Raw genomic sequence first — 18,646 nt, forward strand, 5'->3', positions numbered from 1 at the left:
AAACCAACCAACCCAACCCCACCGGCCCGCGTCCCTCGGTCGGGTGAATCGTGCCAACTGGACTGGATTTCGGGCTGGTTGCCGGGCATATGCTCGGCCCGACAACAGCAGACATGAGACGGCCCCCGGCGGGACTGGCATCCCGGTCGAGGGCCTGACCAAACAGGAAGCAGTACCTTCCTCATGGCTCCCCAGCACCCTAGCGCGCCCTCGCGCGCCTCGTCCCGTGTTCACGCCGGGACCGCCCGATCCGGTGTCATCCACGTCAACTCGCCGCACACGAGTCACTTCACAGTGGTCGGTAATCACCTCCTCCAGCACCGCCTGCTGTCGGCGACGGCGATCGGGATCGGTGCCTACATCCAGTCGCTGCCCGAGGGGTCCCCGGTCGGCGTGAAGGTGCTCACCGAGCGGTTCCCGGAAGGCGAGATCCGCATCGGGTCGGCGCTGCGCGAGCTGGAGCGGCACGGGTACCTGGAGCGGCGGCGCGAGCGGCTGGCGTCGGGGCGGGTGGTGACACGGACGTACTCGTACAACAAGCCGGGGTCCGCGCGGGGTGGCGTTCCGCCACAGCCGCCCCCACCGCCGCCGGAGCGTGAGCCCGTACCGGAGCCGGAGCCGGAGCCCGCACCACACGCGACTGCCGACCCCCCGCCCGCCCCGGCCGCCGCGCCCGCCCCACCTCCCGTGCCCACCCTGGCGCCCGCGCCCGCCCCGGCTCCCGTCCCCGCGCCGGCGCCTGCGCCCGCCCCGGCTCCCGCGCCCACCCCGCCTCCCGCGCCCACCCTGGTACCCGCGCCCACCCTGGCGCCCGCGCCCGCCCCGGCGCCCGCGCCCGCCTCGGCCGCCGCGCCCGCGCCCGCGCCCGCCCCGGCCCCCGCCCCCGCGCCGGCGCCTTCGGCGCCCCACCCGCAGGCCGTCGTCGTGCTCGCCGGGCTGCGGCGGTACGATCCGCGGCTGCTGCTGTCCGAGCGGGACGTGGCCCGGCTCGTGCCCGGGATGTCGGAATGGCTGGAGCGCGGGGCCGATCCCGTGGCCATCGGGCAGACCCTGTCGGCGAACCTCCCCGAGCCGATGCGCAACCCGGCCGCCGTCGTCGCGTACCGGCTGAACGCGCTGCTCCCGCCCCGCCTGCCATCGGCCCCGGCCCCGGCGGGCGGCAAGCAGGACAGACCGCGCCCGCACCCGCTCCAGAACTGCGACGGCTGCGACCGCGCCTTCCGCTCCCCGACCCCGGGCCGATGCGGCACGTGCCCGCCGACGGTGAACGCGGCGGCCTGAACCGGGGGCCGCGTGGCCGGTGTTCGCCCCTCGGGCCCCGGTGTGGTGGTCATCTGATGTGGATGGTGCTAGCTTCATTAGCATCATGTTGCTGAGGCTGAACACCGCGGACACCCGCCCCCTGCACGAGCAGGTGGCGGGCGCGATCCGGCGTGCCATCGCCGAGGGGGAATGCGGCCCCGGCGACCGCATCCCGCCTGCCCGTGACCTGTCGCAGGCGCTGGGCGTCAACGCCAACACCGTTCTGCGGGCGCTGCGTACGTTGCGCGACGAAGGCCTGCTGGAGTTCCGCCGGGGCCGCGGGGTGACCGTGGCCGGCGGGGCGGACGGGCGGTCGGTGCTGATGGAGCGCCTGCGCGAACTCGTCGCCGACGGGGCGCGCCTGGGGTACAGCAAGACCGACCTCATAGAAATGATCAGGGAGGTGCCGTGAGCGACCGTGCTTCCGGCGGAACGAACCGAACAGGGTGGGGTGTCGGCGGCTGGGTCGCCGGCGTCGGGATCCTGGTGTTACTCGTGGCGCTGCCCCTGGCCGCGAGCGGCCGGCTTCCGGACCGGCTGGCGACCCACTGGGGCGGGCTCTCCGAAGCGCCCGACGGCTCCATGCCGCTGTGGGCGGCGGCGTTCTTCCCGGCGCTGATCTGGGCCGTCCTCGCGCTCGCCGTCGCGTTGGCGGTGCGGCGGACCGGCGGGTCGGCGCGGGGCTGGGCGGCCGGCTCGCTGCTCTCGGGCGGCGTGCTCCTGGCGGGCGCGCAGGCCTCGATCGTCCGGGCGAACCTGGACCACGAGGACTGGCGGCAGGCCGACTCGGCGACCGGCTGGGTCGTCGTCGTGCTCGTGGCGGCCGCGCTGGCGGGTCTCGGCGGAGCCCTGGTGGGCCGCAGGGGTGCGGGTGGGCCCCAGGTGCCCGCGGCCGAAGGGCCCAGCATGGAGATCCCCGGAGGGGAGCGGCTCGTGTGGCTCTCCCGCGCGTCCAACGCGTGGCTCCAGCTGATCGCGGCCGTCACCGGACTGGTGGCCGTCGCGGGGGCGCTCGCCGGACTGGGCGGCCTGATGGGGTCCGAGTGGCTGCTGGTCGCGCCCTTCGCCGTCGCCTCCCTGCTGACCCTCGTCTTCTCCTCGGTGCAGGCGCGGGTCACCGGGCAGGGCCTGGAAGTCGCCTTCGGGCCGCTCGGCCGGCCGGTGCGGCGCTGGGCCGCCGAGGACATCGAGTCCGCCCGGGTGGAGGACCGTACGGCCGGACAGGTCGGCGGCTGGGGCTACCGGCTGAGCGGGCTCGGAACGACCGTGATGCTGCGCGGCGGTGAGTGCCTGGTCATCCGCTCGAAGGGCAAGGACTTCGCGGTGAGCGTGGACGACGCCGAGCGCGGCGCCGCCCTCCTTAACTCCCTGGGCGCCCGCCGCTCCGGGTGAGGGCCGTACCCGGCCGGTGTGAACCTCCCCCCGACACCGGCCGGATGCGGGACCCCTGACGCGTTATTGCCGCGATTTTGCCGCGCCTTTGATTCCATGGCCGGAAAGTCAAGGGATGGGAAAGGTGCGCGAATCCCCGGAATGCGGGAGTGTGAGCTCCCTCACCTCCGTTCGACTTTCGGACATCTCTCGTGTGAAGATCAACGGGAAACACCGTGCACCGGGGGGAGACGTGTTGACCGCACGTTTTGCACCCTTCGATGCGCGTCATCATTCGAGGGGAATCGAAATGAATATCAAGCAGCGCGGAATCTTAGTCGTGGCCGGTGTGACCGCTGCCGCTCTCTGCGTGGCGGCGGCGCCGTCCGCGATGGCGGATTCGCACTCGACGTCCGCCAAGTCCGCCGCCGCGGCCGCCCCGGCGGCCCCCGCGGCCTCCGAGGCCGCGGCCAAGGCCGACGGGCAGAACGTCTTCCGCGGCCTGTTCTTCGGGCAGGGGGCGGTGGGCCGTGACCTGGCCGAGCTGCCGCTCTTCTCCGAGGCCCGGCAGAACCTCGACAACGGCGACGTCGACGAGATCCGCGCGTCGAACGCCGTGATCGACCTGATCGACAAGCACTCGCCCCGCTTCTTCGCCGACCTCAGCCGCAAGGCCCGCAGCGGTGACCCGAGGCAGGTCGAGAAGGCCGTCATCGACGCCCAGAACATGCTGATGTCGGTCGCCCAGAAGGACAACTCCGCCACTCCGGTGGAAAACGGCCAGCTCTGCGGCGTCACGGTCGCGGTGGGTGCGGCCGTCGTGCACATCGCGGCCGTCGTCACCGCGGCCGGCGCCGTGGTGACCGTCACGGTCGCGGTCGGTGCCAACTTCGTGAAGGGCAAGAACTGGTTCTGGAGCCCCGAGCCGACCAGCAGTGACGCCACCCCGCTGACGCGGGACGAAGCCGTCGCGCAGGTCACGAAGGCGCTCAAGGCCTAGTACCTCCTCGTGGACGGAGAGGCTGCAGACTCTCCGTCCCGTCGGCGGGCCTTCTGCGCCCCACGGGGGCAGGGACACCATCATGAAGAACAAAATGAGAAGAGTATGTTCCGCATTCGTTCGCCGCGGGGGACATTCCGTTTCCGTGCCGCTGAATGCGATCGTCGTCGTGGCCGTCGTATGGGCTGTGGTCATCGCCTACGTCGTCCAGGAACAAATTCCCAAGAATGTAGTCACGCTGCCCGCTCAAAAGACGGCGAGATTCACCGTGGTGAATGTCGCCCCACAGGGCTGGGCATTCTTCACGAAATCCCCGAGGGATCCCGAAGTGATCCCCTTCGGGAAAAGAACGGGGGACGGGGGCGCCGAGTGGAAGTCTCTTTCCCTCACCCCTCACGCCTCACCCCGCAACGCCTTCGGCCTCGACCGCGCGTCGCGCGCCCAGGGGGTCGAGATCTCCATGCTGCTCGCCGCCGCACAGAAGGACGACTGGCATGACTGCACGGACGACCGGCGCACCTGCCTCGAAGGCTTCGGAGCCGCCGCCCGCCAGGTCCGCAACGGCCAGCCCGAGCCGACACTCTGCGGGACCGTCGGTCTGCTCCAGGAACGCCCCACCCCGTGGGCCTGGCGGGACCTCGTCGACGACGCGCACACCGTGGAACGCGTCATGGTGCTGGAGGTGACCTGCTGATGCGCAGGCGGACGATCCCCCTGCCCTGGGCCGCCGGGTACGGCCTGGCCCGGACGCTGCTCGCCCTCGGCACGCTCGGCACGCTTGCCTTCAGCGATGCCGCGACCCTGTTCAGGGAAGTGGCCACCGTCGGCCAGTACCCGCTGTGCCGCGGGGTCACCGCGGCCGGCGCCTTCTGCCTGGTGCCGTCCGGGCAGTACGACACGATGCGCTGGGCCTGCTGCCTCGTCCTCGTGATCGCGGCCACCGGGTGGCGGCCGCGGTACACCGCGATCCCCCACGCCTACGTGGCCTTCAGCGTCTTCTCGGGCATCTCCATCCCCGACGGCGGCGACCAGATCACCTGGCTGCTGTCCCTGCTGGTGGCGTTCGTCGCCGTGGGCGACTCCCGCCGCTGGCACTGGCAGCGCAGCGGGCCGGCCCGGCGCCCGGAAGGCGGCCGTGAGGGCCTGTGGGCGCTGATCGGCATCAGCGCGGTGGTCGTCGCGCGGATCCAGATGTCGGTGCTCTACTTCCAGTCCTGCGTGGCCAAGCTGCCGCACGCGGAGTGGGCCGATGGCAGCGCCCTGTACTACTGGGTCAACAACTACGCCTTCGGCGCCCCCGACTGGCTGCGGCCCGCCCTGGGCGCCGTCGTCGAACACCCCCTGGGTGTCGCCGCGATGACCTGGGGGCCGCTGGTGCTGGAGATAGCCCTCGCCGCGGCGCTGCTCATGCCGCAGCGGGTGAGGTGGATGCTGCTCCCCGCCGGTTTCGTCTTCCACCTGTTCATCGCGGTGACGATGGGCCTGTGGAGCTTCGCCTTCGCCATGTGGGCCGGACTGGTCCTGCTGCTGGCGCCGCTCGGACACGACCCCGACTTCTCGCGGCCGGCCGGCCGCCTGCGGGGTTGGCTGCGGGGCCGGAGCGGCGATCCGGGCGACGGCCGGAGCGGCGACCCGAGCGGCGACCCGAGCGGCGACCTGAGCCGGGCACGCGAGGCCGGTCCCGTGGAGGGCGACCGGGCCGTCGCCGAGGGGGTGCCCGCCTGACCCGACCGGTGATGTGGGGCGATGGGCGCGGTGTGGGCGATGCGGGCCGATGTGGGGGGTGTGGAAAGGAGCCGTGCAGAGGGGTGGTCGTCAGTGGTGCGCCGTGCCTAGATTACCGGCGGTAACACCTGACTGACCCAGGAGGACACGCCTTGGACGCCGCCGAGCCGAAGCTGGTCGAGCCCGTCAGGACCGTGGTCGACGGGGTCGTGCGCGAGGTGTACGTGCCCGCGCTCGCCGCCGTGCCGGAGCGGGGGTCCCTCGGGGACATACCGTTCGAGAACGCCCGCCAGGCCCCCACCGAGCCGGTGCTCGCCCGCAAGGAACCGGACGGGACCTGGCGCGACGTCACCGCCGCCGAGTTCGCGGCCGAGGTGCTCGCCGTCGCCAAGGGCCTGATCGCGGAGGGGCTGCGCGAGGGCGACCGGCTCGCCATCATGGCCCGTACGACCTACGAATGGACCCTGCTCGACTTCGCCGGCTGGGCGGCGGGGCTGATCACCGTACCGATCTACCCGACCTCCTCCGCCGTCCAGGCCCGCTGGATCATCCAGGACTCCGGCGCCGTCGCCTGCGCCGTCGAGGACACCGCGCAGGCCCGCATGATCAGCATCGAGCGGACCGCCCTGCCCTGGCTGACGCACCTGTGGGCACTCGACACGGGCGCGGTGGGGCGGCTCGTCAAGGCCGGCGAGCACCTGCCCGACCAGGTGGTGCACGAGCGCCTGACGGCCCGTACGCCGGACTCCGTCGCGACCATCGTCTACACCTCCGGCACCACCGGACAGCCCAAGGGATGCGTGCTCACCCACGCCAACTTCTTCGCCGAGGTCGACAACGCCGTCGAGCTGCTCCACCCCGTCTTCAGGTCGGTGAGCAGCGACCCGGCGTCCACGCTGCTGTTCCTGCCGCTGTCGCACGTCTTCGGACGGATGGTCGCCATCGGGTGCATGCGGGCGAGGGTGAAGCTGGGGCACGCGCCGAGCATCCGTACCGAGGACCTGCTGGAGGACCTCGCGGGCTTCCGGCCGACGTTCCTGCTCGCCATCCCCTACGTCCTGGAGAAGGTCTACAACACGGCCCGCGCGACCGCCGAGAAGATGGGACGGGCCTCCTCCTTCGACCGGGCCGCCCGGATCGCGCGCAGCTTCGGCGAGTCGGTGGAGGGGACGGGCAAGGGCAAGGCCCCCGGGCTCGGGATGCGTGCGGCGCGGGCGCTGTACGACCCGCTGGTCTACCGGCGGATCCGGGCCGCGCTCGGCGGGCGCGTGCGGTACGTCCTGAGCGGCGGCTCCCCGCTGGGGCGGAGGCTCGCCGCCTTCTACACCGGGGCCGGGATAGAGGTCTTCGAGGGGTACGGGCTCACGGAGACGACCGGCGCCAGCACCGTGAGCCCACCGCAGCGGCCCCGCCTCGGCACCGTGGGGTGGCCGCTGCCGGGCACGTCGGTGCGGATCGCGGACGACGGGGAGGTGCTGCTGGGCGGCCGGCACGTCTTCGCGGGCTACTGGAACAGCGGGCAGGGCGTCCCGGTCGGCAGTTGGCTGCCGACCGGCGACATCGGGGAACTCGACGAGGACGGGTACCTCACGATCACCGGCCGCAAGAAGGACGTGATCATCACCTCGGGCGGCAAGAACGTGGCCCCGGCGCCCCTGGAGGACCGGCTGCGGGCCCACCCGCTCGTCGGTCAGTGCATGGTGGTCGGCGACAACCGGCCCTACGTCACCGCGCTGATCACCCTGGAAGCGGACGGGCTGGCGCACTGGCGGCAGATGCACAAGAAGCAGGACGTGCCGATGCGGGTGCTGGTGCAGGACGAACAACTGCTGGCGGACCTCCAGCGGGCGGTGGACGACGCGAACCAGCTGGTGTCGAGGGCGGAATCGATCCGGCGGTTCGCGGTGCTGCCGGGGGAGTTCACGGAGGGGCGGGGCCATCTGACGCCGTCGCTGAAGCTGAGGCGGCCGGCGATCGCACGGGACTATGCGGACCGCATCGAGGCCCTGTACCGCGCCCGCTAGCCTCCCGGCGGGGGCCGAACGCCCGGCGCTCCGCCCCGGCCCCCGCGCCTCAAACGCCGGCGAGGCTGCAGTTCCAGCCCCGGCGGGGGCGTGCGGCGCGGGTACGGGCGGAGCCCGATCCAGCTTCGCGGGCGTGGGGGGCGCGGGGTCCGGGCAGGGCCCGATCCAGCTTCGCGGGCGTGGGGGGCGCGGGGTCCGGGCGGAGCCCCGCTCCAACCTCGCCGGCGTCTGGGGCGGAGCCCCCCACCCGGCCTCGCGGGCGTGTGGGGCGCGGGTCCGGGCGGGGCCCGATCCAGCTGCCGGGCCGATCCAGCCTCGCCGGCGTTTGAGGCGCGGGGTCTGGGGCGGAGCCCCAGGGTGGGTCCGGGCGGAGGCCGGGGAACGGTGGAAGAGGGGGTCCCCCCGGACGGAGTCTGGGGGAGGGTAGGGGACTGCTCCGCGCAGCGGCACCCCGGGGCGGGCGGCACGAGGGGCCGCCGGGCCCGGCCGCGCGCCGGGGCACCCCCTCGGGCGTCGAACCTGCAGAGGCACCGCCAAGTGTGGGGGGCGTGGTTCGTTCGACGCCCTGCGGGGCACCCCGCCCCACACCCGACCCCGCCGTCGCGGAGTGGCAGCGGTCACCCCGGGGCGCGGCTGGGAGTGCCGCCGGGACGGGCCGCGCCTATGGTGGGCCGGGGGGTCCGCCCGGAGGAGGGTCCGTGCCCCGCACCCGTACCGCCGCACCCGCCGCGCTCGGCATACTGGCGCTGGCCGCACTCGCACTCGCGGCAGCGCCCGCCCCCGCCCCCACCCGGCACGGCCTCCGCTGGGGCGCCTGCCCCGAACCCCACGTCCCGGCGGGGATGCAGTGCACGACCCTCGACGTACCGCTCGACTACGGCGGCCACCGCACCGGCCACGTCCGCCTCGCCCTCGCCCGCATACCCGCGGCCGAGCCCCACCACCGCCTCGGCTCCCTCGTGCTCAACTACGGCGGCCCCGGCGCCCCCGGCATCGCCGGCCTCGCCGCCGACCCCACCGCCTTCGCCGAACTCGGCAAGCGCTACGACCTCGTCGCCTTCGACCCCCGCGGCGTCGGCCACAGCGAGCCCGTCTCCTGCGGCGGCGCCTCCGCGGACGCGGCGGAGGAGACCGCCACCGCCCAGCTCGCCGCCCTCCGCGCCCGGGTCCGACGCTGCGAGCAGGCCTCCGGGCCCGTGCTCCCGTACATCGGGACCGTCAACGTCTCCCGCGACATGGACCGGATCCGCCAGGCCCTCGGCGAGAAGAAGCTCGACTTCCTCGGCTTCTCCTACGGCACCCGCCTCGGCGCCGTCTACGCCGCGCAGTTCCCGCACAGGACCGGCCGCATGGTCCTCGACGGCGTCGACACCCTCACCGAACCGCTCAGCGAACAGGCACTCGTATCGGCACGCGGCCAGCAGCGGGCCCTCGACAACTTCCTCACCTGGTGCGCCCACCGGCCCGGCTGCGTCTACGGCACCAACACCCGCACCGCCAAGGAGAAGGTGGCCGCCCTCGTTCAACGGCTCGACGAGGAGCCGCTGATCGGCGACGACGGCTCGCCAGTGACCGGGCAGGACGCGGTCGGCGCGATCGGCGCCGCCCTCTACGCGAAGGACATGTGGCCCGACCTCGCCGAAGCACTCGCCCTGGCCGAACGCGGCCACGACCCGGTCGGGCTGCTCCAGCTGGGCGGCCCGACGCACGAGGAAAGACGTCCCGGCACCGCCGCCGTCCCCGCCGTCCCCGCCGACAACGCCCGGGCCGCCCTGACCGCCGTGAACTGCGCGGACGACCCCGACCGGCTGAAGATCAGGCCCGGCGCCAGCGCGGGCGCCGTCGCGCGGGCGCTGCACGACCGCCAGGAGGAGCTGCGGGGCGAGTTCCTGGAGGCCTCGAAGATCTTCGGGCCGAACCAGCTGGCGACCGTCCTCGGATGCTACGGACGCCCCGCGGGCACCGACTTCATCCGCAGGATCGACCACCCCGGCGCCCCGCGGATGCTCCTCGTCGGCACCCGCGGCGACCCGGCCACCCCGTACGAGTGGACGGAGGAGACGGCGGAACGTCTCGGCTCGGCCGTGATCGTGGACTTCAAGGGCGACGGGCACACCGGCTACTCGTCCTCGAAGTGCGTGCGGGAGTACGTGGACGACTTCCTCGTCGGCGGCCGGCTGCCGTCCGGGACGCGGTCCTGCCCCGCCGAGGACTGAACCCCTCCCTCAGCAGTCGGGGTGCGTGGCGCGGCCCGCGAAGCGGTCCGCCATCCAGTCCCCGACCGCCAGGGATTGGGTGATCACGCCGCTGACGTGCTCGCCGACCCAGATGGTGTCGAACTCGACGTTCGCGCCCCGCGCGCACCAGTCGGAGCGCAGCGCGCGGCCCACCGCGTACGGGATCAGCTCGTCGCCGCGGGCGTGGTACTGGTACACGGGCGCGGCGGGGGCCGTCCGGCCGAGCACCCCCCCCCGCGGCACGGCCGTGCCCTCTCCGCCCCGACCCCCGCCGGGGCCCGGCGCGAGGTGGAAAACCGGTGGGCGGGAGCCGGGCCGGTGCGCAGAATGGGCCGCGATGATCGATACCGCCGAGCAGCTGCTCGCCGCCGTGACCCCCCTCCCGTTCGCCGCCCGGCTCCGCCTCACCGCCGTCACCGCCCGCCGCCTCGCCGACCGCGGCGAACTGCCGCCGCTGCTCGCTGATTTGGACGCCCTGGGCCCGTACGGGCGCCGGCTCGCCGCCCTGGCCGCACTGGTCGGCGGCGACGTACCCCACCTGGCGGACCGGCTCGCCGATCCCGATCCCGTCGTACGCCGCTACGCGCTCCGCGGCGCCCGACGGCTGCCCGTGCCCGACCGGGCCGTCGAGGCCGCCTTCGACGACGCCCCGGCCTCGGTCCGCGCCGACCTGGCACGGCTGCTGCGCGAGGGGAACCGGCCGGCGCTCGCCGAGCGGCTCGTGCCGCGCCTGCGCACCGCGTACGGCGACCGCGACGCGGCCCGCCTGCTGCCCGGCTGCTCCCCGGAGTTCGCGGCACGGACGCTGCCGGAGCTCGCCGCGGCGGTTCCCTTCGAGGGCTGGAGCCGACTGGCCCTGCGCCACCCCCACGCCGTGCTCGACCACGCCGAACGCGAACTCGCGGCCCTGCCCGCCGGATACCACGACCGCTGGTGGACACGGCACGCCACCGGCATCGGCGCCGCCCTGCCCGCCGCACCGGAACGCGTCCTCGAACTGCTGGAGCGCCACGGCCCGGCCCGGCTGCCGGGACCGGTGCACGACAGGCTGGGCGACCTGGTCGCGGTGGACGCCGAGCGGATCACGCGGTGGCTCGCCGCGCCCGAGCGCAGCACCGCCCGCTGGGAGCGGACCCCGAACCGGCGGGTCCTGCGGCAGCTCGTCGACGCCCAGCCGCCCTCGCTGCCCCGGTACGCCTCCCGGTGGTTCCACCGGGACGCCTTCAGGACCCTGCTCGCCCTGGTGCCGCCGGCCCGCCGCCACACGTTCGCCACGGCCGTCACCGCACACGACCGCTACACCGCCGAGCACGGGCTGCGCGACCACGTACTCGCCGTGCTGCCCCCGCCGCAGCGGTACGCCGAGGCCACCGCGAAGATCGAGGCACTCCGCGCCGATGGCGGGTCGACATGGAACCTCTGGTCGGCGCTGAGCCTCCTGCCGCCCGAGCAGGCCCGGCCGCAGCTGTTCGCGGCGCTCACCGGCGCCGACGCCGATGAGCGCGAGGCCCTCTGGATGTGGATCGTCTCCAACGCCGCCCTGACCGAGGACGCCCGCGCCGTGGCCGAGGTCATGGACCTGGCGGCGGTCAGGGTGGGCAACGATCGGGACGCGGTGCGCCAGAGCGTCCTGGACGACTTCGAACGCCTGGGCGACGGGCTGTTGGCGGCCGCGGTGGCTGCGGCGGCGGGAGCCGGTCCGGCGTCGGCACCGGGGCCGCTGGAGCGGCTGTGCCTCGACGCACTGAGCGCCAGGGACTGCTCGGACTTCACCCGGTGGACGGTGGGCGGCCTGGCCCTGAAGCTCCTCGGACTGGCCGACCCGGCCGCCGAGGCGGCCGCCGTCCGCATCATCGGGGCGCTCACCGCGCACACCGGCACCCTGGAGCTCGACGCCTCCGCCCGCACCCTGCCCGCGGGCCGGGAGAGCGCCCTCCTCGACAGGCTCCTGCCCTGGCTGGACGGGGCCTCCGCCCGGGGCGACACGGGGCCCCTGATCGAAGTGGCGAAGGCCTTCGGGCGCCGGGCACACCGCCTCCCCGGGCTCCAGGACCGGCTCGCCCGCACCCTGCGCTCCTGCTCGGACGCGGACTTCCCCCAGGTGGCCGCCCTGTGGCTGGGCGGCAGCCCGTCCGAGCGCGGCGAACGGGTGGCGCAGCTGCTGGAGCGGGAGCCGTCGGCCGCGTTCACCGCGCCCGTGCTCGCCGTACTGGCCGCCGAGCGGACGGACCTCCTGGGCCGCGCCCTCGTCGGGACGCCGCCCCCGGGCCGCTTCCCGCCGCCGGGCGCGCCGCGCGAACTGCCCGACCTCCGCCACGCCGACCGGTGGACGCCCCACCAGCAGGAGGCGGCCGTACGGCTTGTCCGCGCGGCCCTCGCCGACGATGCCCGGAGCCTGGACGAGCGCGCGAAACTGCTGCGTGCCGTGGCCGCCGTACCGGAACACGGACCCGCCCTCGTCCGGCGGTACCTGCCCTCCGCGCAGCCCGTGGGCGAAGCCGTCCCGCCGGCGCTGGCGCGTGCCGCACTGGAGGCCTCGGGCCACGGCAGCGCGCCGGACGAGGCCCTCACGATCCTGCTCGACCACGCGGGAACGGACGGTGCGGCGACCGCCTGGGCCGCGGCGGGACGCGTCGCGGACCGCGTACGTCCCAGCCTGCTCGCCGCCCTGCTGCGCGGGCTGCTGACCCGCGAGAGCGGGGTGAAGGTGACCGTCCGCAAGGCGGCGGCCCGCCTGGCGGCCCTGCACCTGCCGCCGCAGGCCGCCGCCGAACTCCTCCTCACGGTGGCACGGGACCCCGGCGGCCATCCCGACGTACTGGCCGCCGTCACCGGCCAGGCCGTGGCGCTGCTCCCGGCACCCGGGGCGGTGGAGTTGCTGGAGCGGGTCGTCACCCACGGCCCCGCCGCGGCCCGGAAGGCGTTCCTGGAGCGCTCGCCCCTCGACGTCCCCCGGCCCCACCGTGCCCGGTACGGGGCGCTCGTCGCCCGGCTGACGGCCGACGGGGACACGGAGGTGGCCGCCGCGGCGGTGTCCGCGCTGGCGGGCTGGGTCCGCTGCACGCCGGAGGTCACGGAGGTCCTGAGCGGTCTCTGCACCGACCTTTCGGTCCACTGGGACATCGCCCGCCGCGCCCACGACGGCCTGCGTGCCGTCGCCCTGTCCGACCTGCCGCACCCGGTGGGCGGGGCGGAGCCGGGCAGCGTGCTGCACGGGGTCGTCGCCCGCCTCGTGGAGATCGTCACCGCCGGCGAGGCGGACCCCCGGGACACCGGCGGACGGCCGGGCCCCGACCTGCCGGCCCGGCGGCGCCTAGAGGCCCTCGCCGGGAACCAGTACGCCGCGAACGTGAACCGGCTGAGCGGTCCCCTGGCCCGTCAGCTTGCGGGCGTTCCGACCCTGACGCCCCTGCGGGCCGCGCTCCTCGCCCACGCCGTCGACCTCACCGCGTCCCCGTCCGTGGAAGACCTGGCGCGGGCCCTGCGCGCGCTCGCGCACGTGATGCGGGGGCGTCCCGCGCTCGCGGGGCGGACGGCCCAGTACCTGCACGAGCGCCACCGGTACGGGGATGCGCTGCAGAACCCGGAACCCGTGCTCGCAGCCGTGGCCGCCCTGGGCGACGGGCTCGCCGAAGGCCTGCTCGCGGTCGCTCTCGTCCATGCCCTCGGCCTGCGCCAGGGCTGGACGGAACCCTGCCGCGAGGCCGTCTTCGCGCTCCGCTCCCACCCCGAACCGGAGGTGCGCGACGCCGCGTACGCCGTGGCGGTGGGCCGCGGCTGAGCCGGCGGCGAGGACGAAGTTCCGGGAGCGCCGGATACGCATGGGGCGACGCGGCCTGTGAGAGCACCGAGGGCCCTGTCCGATCAGGATCGGACAGGGCCCTCGTTCGGGTATCGGGACGGTCAGGAGGTGAAGTAGCCGTTGAGGTCGGCGATCACGTCGACGGAGCCCGCGTTGTTGAAGAACGTCACTCGTCCGTCCACCACCGGAACCACGACCAGGTTGGGGACTGTCTGTCCGGCCGTGTAGTTGAGGTTCGAGGCGTTCGGACGCGCGGCGCCGTGCGGGTGGGCGATCATGTGGCTGGACGCGGTGGGGTTGGTGACCGTGACGTTCAGGACCACGGCGGTCACTCCCTGCGCGGGCACTCCCGCAACCCCGGCCACCCGGAGGCTGACGAGGCCACCGGGACCCACGGCCCCCGTTCGCGCACCCGTGCCGTCACGGGTGTCGAGCAGCCGGACCGGACCCGCCGGGGAGAAGGCCGATCCGGTGGCCGAGTAGTAGCCGGTGACGTCGGCGATGAGGTCGACGGAGCCGGCGTTGTTGCGGAGGTCCACCTTGCCGTTGACGACGGGTACGGTCACCAGGTTGGGGACGATCTGTCCGGCCGTGAAGTTGAGGTTCGAGGACTGGGGTGCCGGCTGCCCGTTGGGGTAGACGGTGACGTGTCCGGCCTGGGTGGGGTAAACGGCGGTGACGTTCATGACGACCGCGGTCACCCCCGTGGCCGGGACGCCGTTGACGCCTGCGACCTGGAGGGTGACGACCCCGCCCGGCCCGACGCGCTGCTGCTTCGCTCCGGTGCCGTCACGCGTGTCCAGGAACCGCGACGGCGTGATCGAGTTGAGCGCGGAGCCGACCCCGACCTTGTCGGTGTAGTAGCCGGTGACGTCGGCGATGAGGTCGACGGAGCCGGCGTTGTTGCGGAGGTCCACCTTGCCGTTGACGACGGGTACGGTCACCAGGTTGGGGACGATCTGTCCGGCCGTGAAGTTGAGGTTCGAGGACTGGGGTGCCGGCTGCCCGTTGGGGTAGACGGTGACGTGTCCGGCCTGGGTGGGGTAGACGGCGGTGACGTTCATGACGACCGCGGTCACCCCCGTGGCCGGGACGCCGTTGACGCCTGCGACCTGGAGGGTGACGACCCCGCCCGGCCCGACGCGCTGCTGCTTCGCTCCGGTGCCGTCACGCGTGTCCAGAAACCGCTGCGGGCCGACCGGCACGAACCGGCTGCCTGTCTGCGCGGACGCGGGGGCGGTGACCGTGTACGCCTTGACGATCCGGTGTCCCCCGATGTAGGGCCCCACGTCGTACAGGCCCGGCTTGAGACCGTTGGTGTCTACCAGCACCTTCATCGACGTACCGTCAGGGCTCACCGAGAGCACCTTCATGACGGTCCCCTCGGCGAACGGGTCGTCACCCGGCATCAGCCTCACCTCGGTCCACAGGCGCAACCCGACGCCGTGGATGACCGCCTGATTCAGGGTGCCCGCGGGTCCGGCCGCCGGGCTGATCCCGCTGATCCAGGAGTCGGGGGCCGTCTTGCAGCCCGCGGAGCAGGCTCCCTGCAGGCTGTACTCGACAGGTGTCGCGGCCTTCCCTGCGCTCAGCAGCAGCACGGCGTCGCCGGCTGCGGCGCTGCCGGATGCCGAGCAGAGGCCGCCCGTGCACCCGTATCCGGATTCGGCGGCGGACTGGGTCCAGCCCGGGCCGTTGTGCAGATTCAGCTCCACGGATCCGGCGTCCTGCCGCAGGTCGTCCGCCGTGGTGGTCAGGCCGACCCCGAACGCATGGGAAGGCTTCATGGCCACCACCATGCAGCGGGCCGTGGCCTGCTCGGTGAGCACGCCGCTGCGGATCACCGACGAGTCGTCCGACACCCGGTCGGCCGTGCACTCCGGCGTCCAGCCCGCCGCCGTGCCCACCTTCCAGGTGTCCACGTTGACGCGGGCGGGCTTCCCCGGGTGCGGCGCGACGCTCACGATCGCGACGTACGAGGTCGAGCCGGAGACCCGGCACGAGGGAGTCTGCTCCTGCCGGCACACGACCCGTCCGGCGGGATCGACGACCGTCACCGTGGTGGCGGAGGGCGAGTAGCGGTCGACCGGTGTGCGCGCGGCCAACCAGAACTTGTCCGAGGAGGCCGCGGCGACCCGGACGCATCGTGAGTCCAGAGCTGACGCGAGAGCGAAGGAGAGGGACGGTCCGCCGACCTTCGTGGAGGCCGGAGCCGCGCAGGACGAGCTCGGCGAGACGTCACGCCGAGCCAGGTCGAACGTAACCTCATAAGGGCTGAACGCCATCGCCGTGTAGGCCGTGCCCGCGGACAGAACGCACACGTCGGAGGCACACACCGTGCCGGCGGGGTCGGCGAGATAGATCGCCGTCGTCAGCGTCGAGGACCTGGCGGCCTGGCCGATCGTCTCCATCGTGGAGTGCTGATCTGCGGCAATGCTCAGGCAGGCCTGAGGCGAGGTCCCGGACAGCGAGATCGTCGCGCCGGGAGTGTTGTCGAATCCGGTCTGCCGCCAGGGAGTGCAGCCCGCCGCTTCACCGGTCCGGTGGACCACGAAGCCGTACGCCTTGGCCGGTGCACCGGTCAGGACCGTGCGGAACGGGGCGGTCCCGGTCAGCCGGCAGACGGGGTCCTCGTGCCTCTTGACCTGGCACTGCTTGCTTCCCGTGGCGTCGTAGACCGTGGCCACGACGTCCGTGCCCCCGGCGGGCGGGCGGCTGAGCAGGTAGACGCCCTTGCCGGTGGAGGTCGGCAGGGTCAGGCAGAACTCCTGCCCGGGGCCGGAGAAGGTCCCGGTCGCCGGGCCGGCCACCAGGCCGTTGTCGTTGCCCGGGGTGCAGCCCCGGGATTCCTTCGTGGAGCGGAACGCCATGCCGAACGCGCGCGCCTCGTCGATGTCGGCCCTGACGACCCACGTGTGGTCGCCGGCCGCCAAGGCGCAGGGGCCATTGCGGTACGAGCACCCCGGGGTCCCGTCCGGCAGGTACATCTCACCCATCGGCGCGTAGTCGGAGGAGGAGACCGGGACGATGGTGTACGTGCCGGCCTGAGTGACCCGCAGGGTGCGGCAGGGCACCGTGGAACTCACGTCCGGCGAGAGCCCGTACGCCTGGGGGTCCACGACGGCGCAACCCTCGGCCCTGGACAACCGTGCCAGGGTCAGGTCGTAGCCGCCGCTCCCGTGCACGATCGTACGGAACGGCGCGGTACCGGTGAGTCTGCACTCGAACGCAGACGACCCGGCGTCCGGATCCGTGCACACCTTCTTGCCGTCGGCGTCGTAGACCACCCTCGTGAACCACGGGTATTCAGAGACGAGACGGCTGCGAAGCACGTCACCCGGGGCCAGGTCCAGCGTGTAGCAGTCACCTGCGGAGAAAGCGCCGGGATAGCCGTGGAACACGGTGGGGGAGCCGAGCTTGCGATCGGCCGGGCCAACCGCCTTGCAGGCGGTGGAGGAGAGGAGCGCCGTGTACGAGACCCCGATGTCCTGCGCGCTCCCGTCGCTGCTCTTCACCTCCAGCGTGTACGCCCCGGCCTGACTGACGGGGCACTGGAGCGGCGGGTACTGCTCGCCGGCGTGATAGACGCTCTCGCACGGAACGACGGCGCCGCCCGGACCGGTCAGCTTGCGGACGGTCCGGCTGGAGATCTGGAGCAGCACCACGTCCTTCTGCCGGGGCATCGTGAAGGAGAAGGAAGCGGTCGTGTCCGCCGCGAGCGTGCAACTGACCACGGTGTCCGGTGACAGTGACGACGGGCAGGCGGCCGCGACCCCGGTCGTCCGGAGCGCCTGTAGCGCGGCCTTTTCGGCCGCTTCGTGCACAGCCTTCGGGTCTGTGTTCCGGTCGGCCTTCGGCGGCCCTTGCAGCGTCGCCTCACCCGACACGGCCGAGCCCGGCCCCGCGGCAGAGGCCGCCGCCGGCGCCGCCACAGCGGTAGCGGTCTGACCCGCGAGCGAGGCCAGCAGCGTCAGCAGCAGAGCGCCCGATGCGGCAATCTTGCCACCCCGCCCCCGACCGCTCCGTTCTCTTCTGCCCATCGGCAGCGATCTCATGAACCCCCCAGCTCGAATGGGCCCGGCCCCTCGGATTCACACACGAGTTCCGGGCACGCGGAGTGTAGCGTCCGCCCCTCGATGTCACGGCGTGCGGTCCCGGCGACTGGACCGTGCGGCTACCTGCCCGATGCGACCCGGTACGCCCCCGGCGTCGTGCCCGTCCAGCGGCGGAACGCCCGGTGGAAGGCGGTGTCCTCCGAGAAGCCCAGGCGGGCCGCGAGTTCCGCGATCGGCTCGCCGCCCTCGGCCAGGCCGGCGATGGCCGCGTCCCGGCGAACGCCGTCCTTCAGGTCCTGGAACGAGGTCCCCTCCTGCCGGAGCCTGCGCCGCCGCGTCGCCAGGGGACACCGCGAGCAGCGCCGCCACCTCGGCCAGCGCCGGCAGCCGCGGGGACGTGCGCAGCCGCCGGGTCGGCGTGCGGCGCACCTGCTTCCGCGACGGTGGTCCCGTACTCCGGGCGGGGGAGCAGGTCGAAGGGGCCCGGCGCAGCATCGCGTCGAGCGCGGCCTCGTCCCGTACAAGGGGGGCCGTCAGCCAGTGTGCGTCGAACGCGGCGCCCGTACGGTCCGCCCCGAAGCGGACCGGACAGCCGAAGAGGGTCTCGTACTCGTCCTCGTGCGGCGGCGGGGGACAGGTGAAGGCCGCGTGCGCGAGCGGGATGCGCCCCCCGACCATCCAGCTGCTCAGCCGGTGCCAGATGGCCGGCACGCACTCGGTGAGGAACCGCTCCTCGTCGCGGGACAGGTCGTGCCGTACGGTGAACCGCGCCTCGGAGCCGGTCACTTCGAGGGACAGCTCCGGGCCGCCCGGGAACAGCCCGTAGAAGGCGGCAGCGCGTTCCGTGGCCGCGCCCAGGTCCCGCCAGCCGAGCGAGGCGTGGCACATCATCGCGAAGGTGCCGGGGCGGCTGGGCACCGCGCCCAGCCCGAGGAACTCGTCCTGCGTGGTCCGGTACAGGGCCCGGAACAGCCGGGCGAACTGCGCCGGCGTGACCCGCGCCCGGTCGTCACCGAGGAGGAGGGGCGGGATCTGCGCCTCCTGGAGCAGCGGCACGGTGTCGATGCCGCTGCCACGGGCCCCCGCGAGCACGGCCCGTGCGTGGTGCACGGTGATCGTCCGCCTCCCCG

The 18,646-nt window shown here is 73.8% G+C and carries 12 protein-coding genes; 9 read left to right on the forward strand and 3 right to left on the reverse strand.

The genetic code is table 11. The annotated features are described in order from the left end of the window. The first annotated feature begins 294 nt into the window (after positions 1-294). From ACZ6Y1_RS20830 to ACZ6Y1_RS20865, 8 genes are all read left to right on the forward strand, one after another. Positions 295-1,281, forward strand: a complete 987-nt coding sequence (locus tag ACZ6Y1_RS20830) for a helix-turn-helix domain-containing protein (protein ID WP_469631634.1) — start codon at positions 295-297, stop codon at positions 1,279-1,281. 85 nt (positions 1,282-1,366) lie between these two features. Then, positions 1,367-1,714, forward strand: coding sequence for a GntR family transcriptional regulator (locus ACZ6Y1_RS20835; protein WP_469631637.1), 348 nt, complete (start codon positions 1,367-1,369; stop codon positions 1,712-1,714). Then, the gene (locus tag ACZ6Y1_RS20840; RefSeq protein WP_469631640.1) at positions 1,711-2,694 is read left to right on the forward strand and encodes a DUF1648 domain-containing protein; all 984 of its coding nucleotides are present in this window, start codon (positions 1,711-1,713) and stop codon (positions 2,692-2,694) included. Before ACZ6Y1_RS20835 ends, ACZ6Y1_RS20840 begins: the two co-directional genes overlap by 4 nt. Positions 2,695-2,983: 289 nt before the next feature. Continuing rightward, complete coding sequence (locus ACZ6Y1_RS20845) at positions 2,984-3,673, forward strand: sporulation delaying protein family toxin (RefSeq protein WP_469631643.1); 690 nt, start codon at positions 2,984-2,986, stop codon at positions 3,671-3,673. A gap of 145 nt (positions 3,674-3,818) precedes the next feature. Continuing rightward, positions 3,819-4,367, forward strand: a complete 549-nt coding sequence (locus ACZ6Y1_RS20850; protein ID WP_469631645.1) for an SdpA family antimicrobial peptide system protein — start codon at positions 3,819-3,821, stop codon at positions 4,365-4,367. Beyond that, positions 4,367-5,398 (forward strand): sporulation-delaying protein SdpB family protein, encoded by a 1,032-nt coding sequence (locus tag ACZ6Y1_RS20855; protein WP_469631648.1) that lies wholly within the window; start codon positions 4,367-4,369, stop codon positions 5,396-5,398. The genes ACZ6Y1_RS20850 and ACZ6Y1_RS20855 overlap by 1 nt, the downstream gene beginning before the upstream one ends. A gap of 152 nt (positions 5,399-5,550) precedes the next feature. Then, the gene (locus ACZ6Y1_RS20860) at positions 5,551-7,422 is read left to right on the forward strand and encodes an AMP-dependent synthetase/ligase (protein WP_469631651.1); all 1,872 of its coding nucleotides are present in this window, start codon (positions 5,551-5,553) and stop codon (positions 7,420-7,422) included. Positions 7,423-8,120: 698 nt separating this feature from the next. Further along, positions 8,121-9,638 carry an alpha/beta hydrolase gene (locus ACZ6Y1_RS20865; RefSeq protein WP_469631654.1) on the forward strand — a complete coding sequence of 506 codons (1,518 nt, stop codon included), beginning with the start codon at positions 8,121-8,123 and terminating at the stop codon, positions 9,636-9,638. A 9-nt stretch (positions 9,639-9,647) separates the two neighbouring features. Here ACZ6Y1_RS20865 and ACZ6Y1_RS20870 read toward each other — a convergent pair whose 3' ends face one another. Beyond that, positions 9,648-9,902: a lipase family protein gene (locus tag ACZ6Y1_RS20870; RefSeq protein ID WP_469631656.1), complete on the reverse strand. Its 255-nt coding sequence runs from the start codon at positions 9,900-9,902 to the stop codon at positions 9,648-9,650. A gap of 94 nt (positions 9,903-9,996) precedes the next feature. Between ACZ6Y1_RS20870 and ACZ6Y1_RS20875 the strand changes: the two genes are divergently transcribed. After that, positions 9,997-13,440 carry a hypothetical protein gene (locus ACZ6Y1_RS20875; RefSeq protein ID WP_469631659.1) on the forward strand — a complete coding sequence of 1,148 codons (3,444 nt, stop codon included), beginning with the start codon at positions 9,997-9,999 and terminating at the stop codon, positions 13,438-13,440. 122 nt (positions 13,441-13,562) lie between these two features. Here ACZ6Y1_RS20875 and ACZ6Y1_RS20880 read toward each other — a convergent pair whose 3' ends face one another. Beyond that, positions 13,563-17,195, reverse strand: a complete 3,633-nt coding sequence (locus tag ACZ6Y1_RS20880) for a hypothetical protein (RefSeq protein ID WP_469631663.1) — start codon at positions 17,193-17,195, stop codon at positions 13,563-13,565. Positions 17,196-17,600: 405 nt separating this feature from the next. Then, positions 17,601-18,626, reverse strand: coding sequence for an AraC family transcriptional regulator (locus tag ACZ6Y1_RS20885; RefSeq protein WP_469631666.1), 1,026 nt, complete (start codon positions 18,624-18,626; stop codon positions 17,601-17,603). Between the last annotated feature and the right edge of the window lie 20 nt (positions 18,627-18,646).

The sequence above is a fragment of the Streptomyces sp. NPDC053432 genome, assembly GCF_055585365.1.

Coding starts and splice junctions, on each gene's coding strand:
- ACZ6Y1_RS20835 (WP_469631637.1), top strand. CDS start 1,367: ATGTTGCTGAGGCTGAACACCGCGGACACCCGCCCCCTGCACGAGCAG.
- ACZ6Y1_RS20845 (WP_469631643.1), top strand. CDS start 2,984: ATGAATATCAAGCAGCGCGGAATCTTAGTCGTGGCCGGTGTGACCGCT.
- ACZ6Y1_RS20875 (WP_469631659.1), top strand. CDS start 9,997: ATGATCGATACCGCCGAGCAGCTGCTCGCCGCCGTGACCCCCCTCCCG.
- ACZ6Y1_RS20855 (WP_469631648.1), top strand. CDS start 4,367: ATGCGCAGGCGGACGATCCCCCTGCCCTGGGCCGCCGGGTACGGCCTG.